Source organism: Nocardia sp. NPDC005745 (genome assembly GCF_040630775.1).
In the GTDB taxonomy this organism is placed as follows: domain Bacteria; phylum Actinomycetota; class Actinomycetes; order Mycobacteriales; family Mycobacteriaceae; genus Nocardia.
The window spans coordinates 94,139-108,774 of record NZ_JBEXYF010000002.1 but is presented as its reverse complement, the minus strand read 5'-3'; the positions used below and the strand labels follow the sequence as shown (position 1 = coordinate 108,774).

The window sequence follows — 14,636 nt, the reverse complement described above, 5'->3', positions numbered from 1 at the left end:
CGGACCATGGTCCGGTTAGTGTGTGGTGAACGTACGGACACCATCTAATTCAGTACACCAGGAGTGTTCATGAGCCAGACCCGCATTCTCGCACTCGTCGGCAGCCTGCGCGCCGCCTCGGTCAATCGGCGGCTGGCCGAGGCTGCGGCCCACACCGCGCCGGAGGGCGTCGAGGTCACCCTCTACGACGGACTCGCCGACATCCCGTTCTACAACGAGGACATCGACGTCCCGGGCTCGGTTCCGGCGGCGGCCCAGGCGCTGCGCGACGCGGTCGCCGAGGCCGACGGCCTGCTGGTGGTCACGCCGGAGTACAACGGCACGCTGTCGGCGGTGCTGAAGAACGCGATCGACTGGGCCTCTCGCCCGTACGGCGCTGGCGCCATCAAGGGCAAGCCCACCGCTGTGGTGAGTGCGTCGATCAGCCCGAACGCGGCGCAGTGGGCGCACGGCGACGCCGTCAAGGCGCTCGGCGTGGCGGGCGCGCGCGTGGTCGAGGCCGCGCACCTGCACTTCGGTGTCATCGGTGAGCGCTTCGGCGCCACGCATCCGCGCGACGACGCCGAGGCACTCACCCAGCTGGCCGGCACCGTGCGCGAACTGGTCGAGGCCACGCGGGGCGAATTCGCGTCGGTGTAAGCTCCATCTCCGGTCTCGGACGAGGGTCATCGCTGCCTGCGCAGCGGTGGCCCTCTTCGTTCGCCAGTGGGTTTGCTGAAAGTATGCTGATGTGTCGAACAGTGATCTGTGCCACTGTTTGATCCCGGGGTGAATCGAGCGTCCTGGTACTTCTCTCAATGGAATTTCATCAATGTGACTCGCTACATGTCGTGTTGTAGGAATCTGTCGGCCACTAGGTGTAGTGTCTTCGCTACTGGAAGACGGTGAGAGGCCCCACCCGGTAGGAGTCGGTCACGAGTGGCTGATCAGGGGATTCGAGTCCGGCTCCAGAAGTTTGCGCAGCATACGTCGATCGTGTATTGCAACGGATCTCAGGCTGTGGATCAGGCACAAGGAGAGAGGGACATCAATGACCGTCACCGTGTACACCAAGCCCGCTTGCGTCCAGTGCAACGCCACCTACAAGGCCCTCGACAAGGCCGGGGTGGACTACGAGGTCATCGACATCTCGGAGAACGACGAGGCGCGTGACTACGTCATGGCCCTGGGCTACCTGCAGGCGCCGGTCGTGGTGGCCGGAGACGATCACTGGTCGGGCTTCCGGCCCGACCGCATCAAGTCGCTCGCGACCGTGGCGGCCTGACCCTCCACCGCATCCGAGGTGCGAGTGCCGGGCGGTCCGCCGCGGCACTCCCGAGAAGAGGAAGGCGACCATGCCGGAGACGACGGCGCTGGTCTACTTCTCCAGCGCTTCGGAGAACACGCATCGTTTCGTCGAGAAGCTGGGGCTCCCGGCGACTCGCATACCACTGCACACCGCCGACTCGCTGCGCGTAGACGAACCGTACGTGCTGATCGTCCCCACCTATGGGGGCGGTCGGCACGTGCTGGGGGGCGATCGTTCCGACAAGGATTTCGTGCCGCGGCAAGTCGCGAAGTTCCTCAACGACCCGCACAACCGGGCGCTGCTGCGTGGCGTCATCGCGGCGGGGAACACGAACTTCGGCGACACCTTCTGCTACGCGGGCGAACTGATCGCGCGCAAGTGCGGCGTGCCGTACCTGTATCGCTTCGAACTCATGGGAACCGCTGAGGACGTCGAACGCGTCCGAGAGGGATTGGGATTGTTTTGGCAACAGCAACGACAGCACCGGCCGGAAAAACAGCTCGCTTAGAGCAGCCCCCGGTCCGTGGCGGCGACGCGGGCGAGGTCCTCGACTACCACGCCCTCAACGCGATGCTGAACCTGTACGGTCCGAACGGGGAGATCCAGTTCGACAAGGACCGTGAGGCCGCCCACCAGTACTTCTTGCAGCACGTCAATCAGAACACCGTCTTCTTCCACAACCTGGACGAGAAGCTGGACTACCTGATCGACGAGAACTACTACGAGGCGGAGGTCCTGGAGCAGTACAGCCGCCCGTTCATCAAGAAGCTGGTCAAGCAGGCGTACGCCAAGAAGTTCCGGTTCCCCACCTTCCTCGGCGCCTTCAAGTACTACACCTCGTACACGCTGAAGACCTTCGACGGCAAGCGCTACCTGGAGCGGTTCGAGGACCGGGTGTGCATGGTCGCGCTCACCCTCGCCGCCGGTGACGAGGCGCTGGCGAGCAAGCTGGTCGACGAGATCATCGACGGCCGTTTCCAGCCGGCCACCCCGACCTTCCTGAACTCGGGCAAGAAGCAGCGCGGCGAGCCGGTCAGTTGTTTTCTCCTTCGCATCGAGGACAACATGGAGTCCATCGGGCGCTCGATCAACTCCGCGCTGCAGCTGTCCAAGCGCGGCGGCGGTGTCGCGTTGCTGCTGAGCAACATCCGCGAGCACGGCGCGCCGATCAAGAAGATCGAGAACCAGAGCTCGGGCGTCATCCCGATCATGAAGCTGCTCGAGGACTCGTTCTCCTACGCCAACCAGCTCGGCGCGCGCCAGGGCGCGGGCGCGGTCTACCTGCACGCCCATCACCCGGACATCTACCGGTTCCTGGACACCAAGCGGGAGAACGCGGACGAGAAGATCCGCATCAAGACGCTCTCGCTCGGCGTGGTCATCCCGGACATCACCTTCGAGCTGGCCAAGAAGAACGAGGACATGTACCTGTTCTCGCCCTATGACGTGGAGCGCATCTACGGCAAGCCGTTCGCCGACATCGACGTCACCGAGAAGTACCACGAGATGGTCGACGACAAGCGCATTCGCAAGTCGAAGATCAAGGCGCGCGAGTTCTTCCAGACCATCGCCGAGCTGCAGTTCGAGTCGGGCTACCCGTACATCATGTTCGAGGACACGGTGAACCGGGCCAACCCGATCGCGGGCAAGATCACCCACTCCAATCTGTGCTCGGAGATCTTGCAGGTCTCCACGCCGTCGGAGTTCAACGACGACCTGTCCTACGCCAAGATCGGCAAGGACATCTCCTGCAACCTCGGGTCGCTGAACATCGCCAAGACGATGGACTCGCCCGACTTCGCGCAGACCATCGAGGTGTCCATCCGGGCGCTGACGGCCGTGTCGGACCAGACCCACATCTACTCGGTGCCGTCCATCGAGCAGGGCAACAACTCCTCGCACGCCATCGGCCTCGGGCAGATGAACCTGCACGGCTACCTGGCGCGCGAACGTATCCACTACGGTTCCGAAGAGGGCATCGACTTCACCAACATCTACTTCTACACCGTGGTCTACCACGCTATCCGGGCGTCGAACCGGATCGCGATCGAGCGAGGCTCGTACTTCGGCGGCTTCCCCGAATCGAAGTACGCCAGCGGCGAGTACTTCGACAAGTACACCGATCAGGTGTGGGAGCCGAAGACCGATCGCGTCCGGCGGTTGTTCGCCGACGCGGGCGTGCACATCCCGACCCAGGACGACTGGCGCGAGCTGAAGGCCTCGGTCATGGAGCACGGCATCTACAACCAGAACCTGCAGGCGGTCCCGCCGACCGGGTCGATCTCCTACATCAACCACTCCACCAGCTCCATCCACCCGGTGGCGTCGAAGATCGAGATCCGCAAGGAAGGCAAGATCGGGCGCGTCTACTACCCGGCGCCCTACATGACCAACGACAACCTCGAGTACTACGAGGACGCCTACGAGATCGGCTACGAGAAGATCATCGACACCTACGCCGCGGCCACCCAGCACGTGGACCAGGGCCTGTCGCTGACACTGTTCTTCAAGGACTCCGCCACCACCCGCGATCTCAACCGCGCGCAGATCTACGCCTGGCGCAAGGGCATCAAGACCCTCTACTACATCCGGCTGCGCCAGATGGCACTGGAGGGAACCGAAGTCGAAGGTTGCGTCTCCTGCATGCTGTGATCCCGTAGCGAACAGGGTGGCTTCCCGCTGGGCGGCCACCCTGTTTCGCATTCTCCGGCCCCCGAGGTGTTCCCATGCCGGGCTTCCGTCGCGGTGCGGTGCCCATCCCGCGCCTGGAATATGCTGGGGCAGAGGCGATCCGGTAGTGATGGGAACGACAATGACCGATCTCGGCGGCAACGGTAAGCCGCTCCGTCCGATTCACAACGCGAGCGTGCCGAGCAGCGCGCGAATATACGACTACGTGCTGGGCGGCAAAGACCACTATCAGGTGGACCGGGACGCGGCCGAGAAGGTGATCGCGGCTTTTCCCGCCACCCGGGTCGCGGCTCGGCAGAACCGGCTCTTCATGCACCGTGCGGTGAACGCGCTCACCGCGATGGGCGTGACCCAGTTCCTCGACATCGGCACCGGCATCCCCACCGAGCCGAACCTGCACCAGGTGGCGCAGGCGCCGACGCCGGAAGCGCGGGTGGTCTACGTGGACAACGACCCGATCGTGTTGTCCCACGCCCGCGCCCTGCTCACCGGTACGCCGGAGGGTCGCACCGCCTACGTCGACGCCGACCTGAAAGATCCCGCGGCGATCCTGTCCGCCCCCGAACTCCTCGACACCCTGGACCTGAAGCGTCCGGTGGCGCTGAGCCTGGTCGCCGTGCTGCATTTCCTGTCCGACGAGCAGGACCCCTACGGAATAGTCCAGACGCTGCTCGGCGCCCTCGCGCCGGGTTCGTTCCTCGTGGTCTCGCACATCACCGCCGACCTCGAACCGGAGATGATGACCGAGGCCCTGAACGTGTACAGGCAGAGCGGGGTCTATGCCCAGGCACGCACGCGAGACGAATTCGCCCGATTCTTCACGGGGCTGGAACTGATGGACCCGGGCATCGTCGTCTCCAACCAATGGCGCACCGACGGTGAGTCACCGTCCTGGCTCGACTCCCAAGTGAACTGCTGGAGCGCGGTCGGCCGGAAGTTGTAGTGCTGTGTTGTTGGCCGCGCCTGCGGCGCGGCGTGTTCGCGGCCCTTTATGTCTCGCGGCCGAGCAACCGAGACTCGCGCCTGCGGCGCATGCGCTTCGGTCGCTCGGCCGCGAGACGGCCGCGAACGGTCGCTCGTAAGACTCGCTCCGTTGTGGGCGGGTGTGTGGGGATGGCCAACTAATGCAGGCAGGGGCAGGGGCAGGGGCAGGGAATGAGTACTCGGTTGGTGGGACTCACGCCCAGGCGCAGAGGATCGCTCGGCTGCGGGTAGACCTGCCTCGGCGCACTCAGCTCAGTGCGGGGAGCACTTCGCGTTCGAAGAGTTCGATGCCGGAGGTGTCGTAGGCGGATTCGGGGAAGTTGAAGATGGCGTAGCCGAGGCCGAGGTCGGCGACTCGGCGCAGGTTCTCGGTGATCTGCTCGGGAGTGCCGGTGGCGGCGCCGCTGTTGTACAGCTGTTCGAAGTAGGACTTCGCCGCGTCTTCGCCGATGACGGGTGTGAGGCGGGCTTTCAGTGCCGCGAGGCGATCCTCCACTTCGGCCTGGGTCGAGCCGATCACGACGTTGAAGTTCGAACTGCGGACGATCGCGTCGAAGTCGGTGCCGACGTCGGCGCAGTGGGCGCGCAGCACCTCGGATTTGTGGGTGAACTCCTCGGGGTTACCGCTGAAGTTGGTGTACTGGGCGTATCGCGCGGCGATGCGCAGCGTCTTCTTCTCGCCGCCGCCCGCGATCCACAGCGGAATTCCGTTCTCCTGCAACGGGAGCGGACGGACGATGGCGCCGTCGACCTGGTAGTACTTGCCGTCGAGGGTGGCCGAACCCGTGGTCCAGGCCTGCCGGAAGATCTGCACACCCTCGTCCAGGCGGCCCAGCCTTTCGCCCGCGGACGGGAAACCGTAGCCGTAGGCGCGCCACTCGTGTTCGTACCAGCCGCCGCCGATACCCATCTCGACGCGGCCGCCCGAGATCAGGTCGACCGTAGCGGCCACCTTGGCCAGGTAGGCCGGGTTGCGGTAACTGATCGCGGTACACATCTGGCCGAGGCGGATGCGTGCGGTGGTGGCGGCGAACGCCGACATCAGCGTCCATGCCTCGTGCGTCGCCTCCTCGGTGGGGACCGGGACGGTGTGGAAGTGGTCGTACACCCACAGCGATTCCCACGCCGGGTTCGCGTCGGCGCGCTGGGCGAGATCTCGCATCACCCCCCATTGGTCCGCCGGGTCGATGCCCACCAGATCGAGCCGCCAACCCTGCGGAATGAAGATGCCGAAGCGCACGAATATCTCCTTCGTGTGTACCGAACCACCGCGGCGAGCGCCGCGCTTTCCTACCTCACTGTTCCCACTTCGCCGCACTCCGGCAACCGTTCGGCGCTCGCCGCACCGAATTCAGGCCACGTGCGGCGCTGTCTGGATCGCGCTACCACCAGATCGTCGCGAGCCAGGTAGCCACGCCTGCGAGAGCGAGCAGCAGGAGGTTCAGGCCGATCGCGTCGAGTTCGCCCCGCCAAGACGGCGGCAACGATCCAATAGGCCACGGTCATGCGGCACACTTCCTCGATCAGCACTGGTGAGCAGCGCCATTCTGAATCAGAATCGGAGGGCTCACAAAAGTCACATCCCTGTGCGTTGCTCTCCGTGAGCCCGACAACCCGGACCTCTGCGCGATCAGAGGCGACCACTCGAATACTGCGGAGACGCGAGATCGGCCGACTGCTTGCCGACCGGCCGACCTCGCGTGTGCGGACCCTAGGCGCCGCTGAACTTCTCTCCCGCGATGGCCTTGGACGGCGAACCGTCGACGCCGACGGGAATGTCACCCTCGAGTGTGGTGCGGTACAGCACGCGGGTGACATCGAGGTGGTCGAGGTCGCTCGGTGCGAGGTGCGCGGTGGCGCGGTTGTCCCAGAACGCGAGGCTGCCCTTCGCCCAGCGGAACCGGACGGTGTAGGCCGGGTTGGTCACCTCGTCGAACAGCAGCTTCAGCAGTGCGTCGCTCTGGTTCGGCCGGAGCCCGACGATGCGGGTGGTGAAGCCGGGGTTCACGAACAGCGCCCGCTCGCCGGTCACCGGATGCACCCGGACGACCGGATGTTCGGTGATCAGCGGCGCGGCCGCGACCTTCTTCGCGTAGTCGCTGTCGGAGTCCCAGGCCGGCCTGCTGCCGCCGAAGCGGTGCTCGGCGCGCAGCCCCTCGACGAATCGCTTGAGCGACTCGGGCAGGTTCTCGTAGGCGGCGACGAGGTTCGTCCAGCCGGTGTCGCCACCCTGCGCCGGGGCGATCTCGGCGCGCAGGATCGAGGCGGCGGGCGGGTTGATCAGCGCGGAGACATCGGTGTGCCAGTGGTTGGTGTAGCTGAATTTCCGCACACCGAACCGCTTCTCGTACAACCGGCTGTCGACCGCGAGGATCTCCGGGTGCTCGGTCGGCGCGTCGTCGTCGTACGGGTGCGACGGCGTGACCGCGCCGAACCGGCGGGAGAAGGCGATCTGCTGCGCGTGATCGATGTGCTGATCGCGGAAGAACAGCACCTTGTAGGTGTGCAGCGCGTCGGTGATGGCCGCGACCTGCTGGTCGGTCAGCGGTTCGCGGAGATCGACGCCGGAGACGTCGGCGCCGATGTGACCGGCGACGGGCGCGACGAGCACCGGGCTGTCGGTGACGGTCGAGATGGGGGTTTCGTGTACAGCGGTCATCGGAAGAACTCGTTTCGGATCAGAGGATCGGGCCGGCGGCAACCGGAGGTGCGGGATGTGCGGCAAGGCGACAAGCGCTGCCGCACACCCGCATGAAGTCCACGACGCGTCGTTTGGTCAGCGCCCGCACGGCGACTGCCCTCCGAAGATGAGGCGGGCGGCCATGGTTCAGGCGTTCGCCGGGGCGCGCCAGCGCGACAGGCGGCGTTCCAGGGTGACCAGCACGCCGTTGAAGCCGAGGCCGAGCAGCGAGATGGCGAGGATTCCCGCATACATGTTCGGGATCGCGAAGTTCTGCTGCGCGGCGGTGATCAGATAGCCGAGCCCGGCCCTGGCCCCGAACATCTCGGCGGCCAGCAGCACGAGGATCGAGCTGGCGGCGGCCATCCGCAGACCGGTGAAGATGGACGGCAGCGCCGCGGGCAGGATCACCTTTTGGAACAGACGCAGCGGTGAGAAGCCCAGGGAGGCAGCGGATTTGACCAGTAGCGGGTCGACGGTGCGGACTCCGGTGATGGTGTTCAGCAGAATCGGGAAGAAGCTCGCGTAGACGACGATGGCGACCTTCGATGTTTCGCCGATGCCGAGGATGAGCAAGAAGACCGGGAGCAACGCCAGTGCCGCGGTGTTGCGGAACAGTTCGAGGATCGGGTTCAGAAAGTCCGCCACCGGCTTGTACCAGGCGATCGCGATGCCCACCGGGATGCCCGCGACCAGCGCGAGGGAATATCCGGCCAGGGAACGATTCAGGCTCGCGGAGATGTGCGTCCACATCTCTCCGCTCGCCACCAGGTCGGCGAACGCCTGGGCCACCACCGAGAACGGCGGCAGGAACACCTCGTCCACCAGCCCGAGCGTGGGGGCGAGTTGCCACAGCAGCAGGAACAGCGCGATCACGACCGTCGGTTTGAATACCCGCCAGGCGAACCGGCCCACCGCCCGCAGGGTCTTCGTCAGGGCGGTGGGCGCCGGCTCGGCCCGCTGCACCGGGGCGGGCCGGCTGGGCTGGACCGCGCGTTCCCGTACCGGCCGCTCGCTGAGCTGAATGGCACTAGACATGAGCCGTCCTCTCGGTGGTGGATTCGATATCGGCCGGGTCGGAGAGGGATTCCAGTTCCAGGCTCGCGGCCCGTTGGACCTCGCTGTGCAGCAGCGTCCAGATCTCGTGGCGGTAGTCCCGGAAGCGCTGGGAGGAGCGGATGTCGTCGTCGGTGTCCCGGTCGAGCTCGACGTCGATGATGGCCTTGATCCGGCCGGGCCGTGAGGTCAGTACGGCCACACGCTGGCCGAGATATACCGCCTCATCGATGCCGTGGGTGATGAACAGGACGGTCTTGCCGGTGGCGCGCCAGATGCGCAACAGTTCGTCCTGCAACGATTCCCTGGTCTGCGCGTCGAGCGCGGCGAACGGCTCGTCCATCAGCAGCACCTCGGGATCGAACGCGAGACTGCGCGCGATCGCTACGCGCTGTTTCATGCCGCCGGACAGTTCGTGCGGGTAGCGGTCGCCGAAACCGGAGAGCCCGACCAGTTCCAAGTAGTGGTCGGCGAGCTCGCGCCGCGCCTTGCGGCGTAAACCCTTGGCCTCCAAACCGAATTCGATATTGGACCGGGCCGTGCGCCAGGGCAGCAAGGCGTACTGCTGGAAGACGATGCCGCGGTCCAGGCCCGGTCCGGTGATCGGCTTCCCGTCCAGCAGGATCTCACCGGAGGTGGGCTTGCTCAGCCCGCCGAGCAGGTCGAGCAGCGTCGACTTGCCCGAGCCGCTCGGCCCGACCAGGACCAGGAACTCGCCTTCACGCAGTTCCAGCGAGATGTCCTCGAGTGCGGTGAACCGCTCCTGGGAGCCGCGCACCGCGAACTGCTTGCGCACTCCGGTGAGCGCTAGTTTCGTAGCCGTGGTCATTTCGCGGCCACCACCTCTCCGGTCGGTCCCGCCTCCGGCGTGAATTTGCCGTTGGCGTACGGGTTGAACTTGTTGGTGAACAGGTCCGCGGCCTTCAACTTGCCGTTGGGCAGTTCGCCGTTGCGCACCAGCCAATCGATCCAGATCTGCAGTTCCTTGTCGGCGACCACCGCGCCGGGCACCGGGATCCCGGGGCTGAGCCAGTACGGCACCAGGCTGGTGTTCTCGTTGCGGCCGCGCTTGCCGATGATCTGGACGAACCGCTCACGCACCTGATCGCGCGGAGTCACCTGCAGCCAGCGCACAGCGCGCGCGGTGCCCTGCACGAAGTCCTCCACGGCTTCGGGATTCTTGGCGATGTAGTCGTTGCGGAAGACGTAGGTGCCGTAGTCGAACGTGCCGAAGATGGCCTTGTCGGTGTACAGCGGGTGGATACCGCCGCGCTGGAGGGCGGTGTCGCGGAAGACGCTGCCCAAGGCGCCGACGTCGACCTGTCCTTTGCGCACCGCGTCCTCGGTGTTGGCAGGCGGTACGACGACCAACTGCACCTGCTTGATCTCGTCGTCGGTCAAACCTTGCTGATGCAGCCACTCCCTGGTGATGAATTCGTGGTGCGCGCCGAGAGTGTTGACCGCGACCTTCTTGCCGATCAGATCGCGTGCCGAGGTGATGCCGGAGTCGTCGCGCACGTAGTAACCGGTGAACGACTGCTCGTCCGCGCCATAGGAACTGAGCACCGAGGTGACCTTCGCCCCGCCCGCGATCAGTTTCACCACCGCGCCGTTGAACGCGCTGCCGAACTCGACCTGGTTCGTCGCCGCCGCCTGGATATTGGCAGGCCCGCTGGTGGTGTCGCCTTCCCAGTGCAGGCTGATCTTCGTGAAATAGCCGAGGTCATCGGCCAGTTCGACGGGACTCACCTGCCCGGTGGCGCCTTGGTAGCGCAGCACGGTCTTGCCGTCGGCGGTTTTGGCGGGGGTGGACTCGCCGCATCCGGTGAGCACGGATAGACCGGTGAGCACCGCCACGGCGGCTGTGAGAGCGCTGGCGACGCGCCGGGAGGAGGGAGAGAGGAGCATTGTTGTTCTTTCGAAGAGAAGACGCCGTGCAGTTCGATGCCAGGCGTCCGGCGACACCACAGCGGAGCGATGCGGCGGTGGACGACCGCGCGGGATTCGGCCGGGAACCGATGCCGCGCTACTTCAGTGGCGACAGATTCCGTGCGGAACGCGCATGAAGTCGACCGCGCGACGGCGGATCAATGCTGTTGCTGTCGACACTTCGAGACTTCCGTGAGCGGTATATCGGTGCGGGACAGGCGCGGTGACTTCCGACGCCCGCTTGGGAAACACTGTTCCGGTTCCCAAGCATGGGAGCAACAGTTCGACGCCCCCTGCGTATAACCCTGTCGGCCAGCGGACGAGCGTTCCGGAGACCGGGTGACACGGTCGCCGGCTGGTAGCGGCGTGCGCCGCACGACGCGCGACCGCGGCCGGTCGACCGCCATCGCGGTCGGCGCGCCGGTATCCACACCGACATCAGCGGGAGAACGACGCCCGATTCCGACCGGCGTGGAGCGGCTTCGGTCACAACGCGCTGTCGTAAGGTGATCATCGTCCCCGAAGCCATGTAAGCTGCACGAGGACGTTTCCTGTCCGCGAGATGTGGATCCGCATGGTGCGGAGATCCGAGATCCGCGGCGACGACGAGAGGGAGGTGGGGTAGCGATGCGCAGCGAACCTCCCAGTCGAAGGCCGCGCGGCGCCGCCCCTTCGCATTCCTGATCAGGTCGCGACGGCAGGGGCCGGCGCCCGCGGTGTGAATTTCGCGCTCTCCGTTCACTCACGCATGTGCTGAGGTCCTCTCATGTCGCAGACCGACATCATCGAAGTACGTCCAACGCTGTCCGAATCCCTCCAGGACATCGTCGAAACCCGTCGCGTGGACGCCGCGCTGGACTGGCTCGGCAACCATCCGCCGCACGTCATCGCCGATCAGCTCGCCCGCATGGACGCGGTGCGAGCCGGGATGGCGTTCCGCCTGCTCGACAAAGACTTGGCGCTGGCCGTCTTCGAGGAACTCGAGCCGGTGGACCAGCAGCAGATCCTGCAAGGACTGCGCGATCAGAGCTTCCGTGACCTGGTCGAGGGCATGGCGCCCGACGACCGCGCCCGTATGCTGCGCGAGGCCCCCGCCAAGGTGGCCAAGAAGGCGCTGGCCGGGCTGAGCCCGCGGGAGCGGCGGATGACCGCGAGCCTGCTCGGTTACCCGGAGGGCTCCGCCGGTCAGTTCATGACGCCGGAGGTGGTGGCGCTGCCGCGTGACCTCACGGTGGCCGAAGCGCTCGGCATGGTGCGCGCCAAGGGCGGCAACGCCGAGACGGTGTACACGCTGCCGGTGGTCGATACGGGCAGGCGGCTGACCGGCATCGTCGAACTGCGCGAACTGGTGCTCAGCAAGCCCGAGACCATGGTGTCGGAGCTGGTCGTCACCGAACCGGCCTTCGCGCGCGCCACCGATTCCGCGGAGAAGGCCGCCCGCCTGATGCGCGAGACCAACGACATCAACCTGCCGGTGGTGGACAGCGAGGACCGGCTGGTCGGGCTGCTCACCATCGACGACGCGGTCGAGGTGATCGAGGCCGCCGACAGCGAGGACGTGGCGTTGCAGGCGGGATCGGCGCCGTGGGAGGGCCACTACATGGCCGCCGGGGTGTTCCAGCTGGCCCGCTATCGCGCACTGTGGCTGCTGCTGTTGCTCTTCGCCGCGACGCTGACGGTGAGCGTGACCGACTTCTTCGAGGGCACCTTGCAGCAGGCGGCGCACCTTGCGCTGTTCATCCCGCTGCTGATCGGCGCCGGCGGGAACGCGGGCGCGCAGGCCGCCACCGCCTGCGTGCGCGCGGTAGCGGTCGGCGAGGTCAAGGCGTCGGACCTGTTGAAGGTGATCTGGCGGGAATGCCGGGTCGGCCTGGTGCTCGGCTCGCTGCTGGCCTCGGTGGGCTTGGCGATCGGCGCCCTTTTCGTCGGTACGCGCATCGCCTTGGTCGTCGGCATCACCCTGGTCCTGATCTGCGGCTGGGCCGCCACCATCGGCGGCACCATGCCGCTGCTGGCCAAGAAACTGCGCATCGACCCCGCGGTCGTCTCCGCGCCGATGGTCACCACCCTGGTCGACGCCACCGGCCTGATCATCTACTTCACGACGGCCAAGCTGGTCCTGGGAATCTGAGGGCGACCGGCCCGAAGCGGAGATCGGCAGTTCACACAGGACTCGTTCGACCTCTCCGGTGTCGTGTCCTTGCCGACGACACCGACCACTGGCTCGAGCCCGGCTCCGCGGTCGCGTCGCCGGGCTCGGTCAGCTCAGAACTCCCAGTCCTCGTCCTCGGTGTTGACCGCCTTGCCGATGATGTAGCTCGAGCTAATCCCCCACGCAGCAGCGGGTTCTCGCACCGCCACCCCGGCACCGACCAACTCGACCAGTTGATCATCGAACCGGTTCACATCCTCCGAAAACGACACGGTCGCCGCAACCTCTCATTCAAGAGTGTTGCGACGACCGCGTGAACCCAAGCGCGCGCCTTGGATTCCAGGGGTCGTCGCAACACTGCCTGGTTCTCAGGTGGTGAGTAGATCGCGGAGACGCTCGGCTGGGGTATCCCAGCCGAGCGGTTCCGCGTGGGCGGTCGTTGAGTTCCTGGGCGACCTGTGGCGTTTGAGCCCGCCGCGCGCTTGGCAGTAGAGAGTAGCCGTCGCCAGTCCTGGTGGTCTCAGAACTCCCAGTCCTCGTCCTCGGTGTTGACCGCCTTGCCGATGATGTAGCTCGAGCCCGAACCGGAGAAGAAGTCGTGGTTCTCGTCGGCGTTGGGGGACAGGGCCGAGAGGATGGCGGGGTTCACGTCGGTTTCGTCCTTGGGGAACAGGCCCTCGTAGCCGAGGTTCATCAGCGCCTTGTTGGCGTTGTAGCGCAGGAACTTCTTGACGTCCTCGGTGAGGCCGACCTCGTCGTAGAGGTCCTGGGTGTAGTCGACCTCGTTGTCGTAGAGCTCGAACAGCAGCTCGAAGGTGTAGTTCTTGAGTTCGTCCCGCTCGGCCTGGGTGACCAGCTCCAAGCCCTTCTGGTACTTGTAGCCGATGTAGTAGCCGTGGACCGCTTCGTCCCGGATGATCAGGCGGATCATGTCGGCGGTGTTGGTGAGCTTGGCCCGCGACGACCAGTGCATCGGCAGGTAGAAACCGGAGTAGAACAGGAAGCTCTCCAGCAGCGTGGAGGCGACCTTGCGCTTGAGTGGATCGTCGCCGTTGTAGTACGACAGCACGATCTCGGCCTTGCGCTGGAGGTTGCGGTTCTCCTCCGACCAGCGGAACGCCTCATCGATCTCGCGGGTGGAGCACAGCGTGGAGAAGATCGAGCTGTAGCTCTTGGCGTGCACCGACTCCATGAACGCGATGTTGGTCAGCACCGCCTCTTCATGCGGGGTCAGCGCGTCCGGGATGAGACTCACCGCGCCGACGGTGCCCTGGATGGTGTCCAGCAGGGTCAGGCCGGTGAAGACCCGCATGGTCAGCTGCTTCTCGTCGGCGGTCAGGGTGTTCCACGACGGGATGTCGTTGGAGACCGGCACCTTCTCCGGCAGCCAGAAGTTGCCGGTCAGCCGGTCCCAGACCTCGGCGTCCTTTTCGTCGGGCACCCGATTCCAGTTGATGGCCGACACCCGATCGATCAGTTTCATCCTGCCTCCACGCCTTTCCCGAGCACGCTGCCGTCACGGAATGCCTACCCTCGGAACACTACTCCTAGTGGCTGACATGTCCGCGTAGCACAACACCTTGTGTCGCCGCGACACGCGTCCTATGTGCGGAAGAACGCCAGGGCGCGCCGCGCGCGGCCCCCTATTGTGCGGTACGCGCCTTCCGGCGACTACATCGGCACCGTCGGTCCGATTGATCGCTGAAAGTTTGCCAATAGGTGTGACATAAGGCGGGGGCGACAGGCTGACGACGCGGCGCACCAGGTGTGCATGCCTGCCTCCGCTCGGCCGCGAAAGCGTTGCCGGGCTCGCTGATCCTTCGTTTCCCCGGTGCGGCGGGACGGCGGCAGTGCCG

The 14,636-nt window shown here is 65.7% G+C and carries 13 protein-coding genes; 6 read left to right on the top strand and 7 right to left on the bottom strand.

What is annotated here, in order from left to right:
* Positions 1–69 precede the first annotated feature (69 nt).
* From ABZ420_RS03410 to ABZ420_RS03390, 5 genes are all read left to right on the top strand, one after another.
* Entirely contained in the window at positions 70–639 is a 570-nt protein-coding gene (locus ABZ420_RS03410) for an NAD(P)H-dependent oxidoreductase (protein WP_357116637.1), read from the top strand.
* 391 nt (positions 640–1,030) lie between these two features.
* The gene (locus ABZ420_RS03405) at positions 1,031–1,264 is read left to right on the top strand and encodes a redoxin NrdH (protein ID WP_039799742.1); all 234 of its coding nucleotides are present in this window, start codon (positions 1,031–1,033) and stop codon (positions 1,262–1,264) included.
* A 70-nt stretch (positions 1,265–1,334) separates the two neighbouring features.
* Entirely contained in the window at positions 1,335–1,796 is a 462-nt protein-coding gene (gene nrdI / locus ABZ420_RS03400) for a class Ib ribonucleoside-diphosphate reductase assembly flavoprotein NrdI (protein ID WP_040868730.1), read from the top strand.
* A 62-nt stretch (positions 1,797–1,858) separates the two neighbouring features.
* Positions 1,859–3,940 (top strand): class 1b ribonucleoside-diphosphate reductase subunit alpha, encoded by a 2,082-nt coding sequence (gene nrdE / locus ABZ420_RS03395; RefSeq protein ID WP_357116979.1) that lies wholly within the window; start codon positions 1,859–1,861, stop codon positions 3,938–3,940.
* A gap of 160 nt (positions 3,941–4,100) precedes the next feature.
* Positions 4,101–4,922 (top strand): SAM-dependent methyltransferase, encoded by an 822-nt coding sequence (locus ABZ420_RS03390; RefSeq protein WP_357116635.1) that lies wholly within the window; start codon positions 4,101–4,103, stop codon positions 4,920–4,922.
* A 288-nt stretch (positions 4,923–5,210) separates the two neighbouring features.
* Here ABZ420_RS03390 and ABZ420_RS03385 read toward each other — a convergent pair whose 3' ends face one another.
* From ABZ420_RS03385 to ABZ420_RS03365, 5 genes are all read right to left on the bottom strand, one after another.
* Positions 5,211–6,203 carry an LLM class F420-dependent oxidoreductase gene (locus tag ABZ420_RS03385; protein ID WP_357116633.1) on the bottom strand — a complete coding sequence of 331 codons (993 nt, stop codon included), beginning with the start codon at positions 6,201–6,203 and terminating at the stop codon, positions 5,211–5,213.
* A gap of 471 nt (positions 6,204–6,674) precedes the next feature.
* Positions 6,675–7,622, bottom strand: a complete 948-nt coding sequence (locus ABZ420_RS03380; protein ID WP_357116632.1) for a TauD/TfdA family dioxygenase — start codon at positions 7,620–7,622, stop codon at positions 6,675–6,677.
* 168 nt (positions 7,623–7,790) lie between these two features.
* Entirely contained in the window at positions 7,791–8,681 is an 891-nt protein-coding gene (locus ABZ420_RS03375; protein ID WP_357116630.1) for an ABC transporter permease, read from the bottom strand.
* Entirely contained in the window at positions 8,674–9,528 is an 855-nt protein-coding gene (locus ABZ420_RS03370) for an ABC transporter ATP-binding protein (protein WP_357116628.1), read from the bottom strand. The genes ABZ420_RS03375 and ABZ420_RS03370 overlap by 8 nt, the downstream gene beginning before the upstream one ends.
* Positions 9,525–10,607 carry an ABC transporter substrate-binding protein gene (locus ABZ420_RS03365; protein WP_357116626.1) on the bottom strand — a complete coding sequence of 361 codons (1,083 nt, stop codon included), beginning with the start codon at positions 10,605–10,607 and terminating at the stop codon, positions 9,525–9,527. The genes ABZ420_RS03370 and ABZ420_RS03365 overlap by 4 nt, the downstream gene beginning before the upstream one ends.
* A gap of 787 nt (positions 10,608–11,394) precedes the next feature.
* Between ABZ420_RS03365 and mgtE the strand changes: the two genes are divergently transcribed.
* Positions 11,395–12,759, top strand: a complete 1,365-nt coding sequence (gene mgtE, locus ABZ420_RS03360; protein WP_357116624.1) for a magnesium transporter — start codon at positions 11,395–11,397, stop codon at positions 12,757–12,759.
* Positions 12,760–12,893: 134 nt separating this feature from the next.
* Here the strand turns inward: mgtE and ABZ420_RS03355 are convergent, their stop codons facing one another.
* Positions 12,894–13,052: a hypothetical protein gene (locus tag ABZ420_RS03355; RefSeq protein ID WP_357116622.1), complete on the bottom strand. Its 159-nt coding sequence runs from the start codon at positions 13,050–13,052 to the stop codon at positions 12,894–12,896.
* Between the two features lie 248 nt (positions 13,053–13,300).
* Positions 13,301–14,263 (bottom strand): class 1b ribonucleoside-diphosphate reductase subunit beta, encoded by a 963-nt coding sequence (nrdF, locus tag ABZ420_RS03350; protein ID WP_357116620.1) that lies wholly within the window; start codon positions 14,261–14,263, stop codon positions 13,301–13,303.
* Between the last annotated feature and the right edge of the window lie 373 nt (positions 14,264–14,636).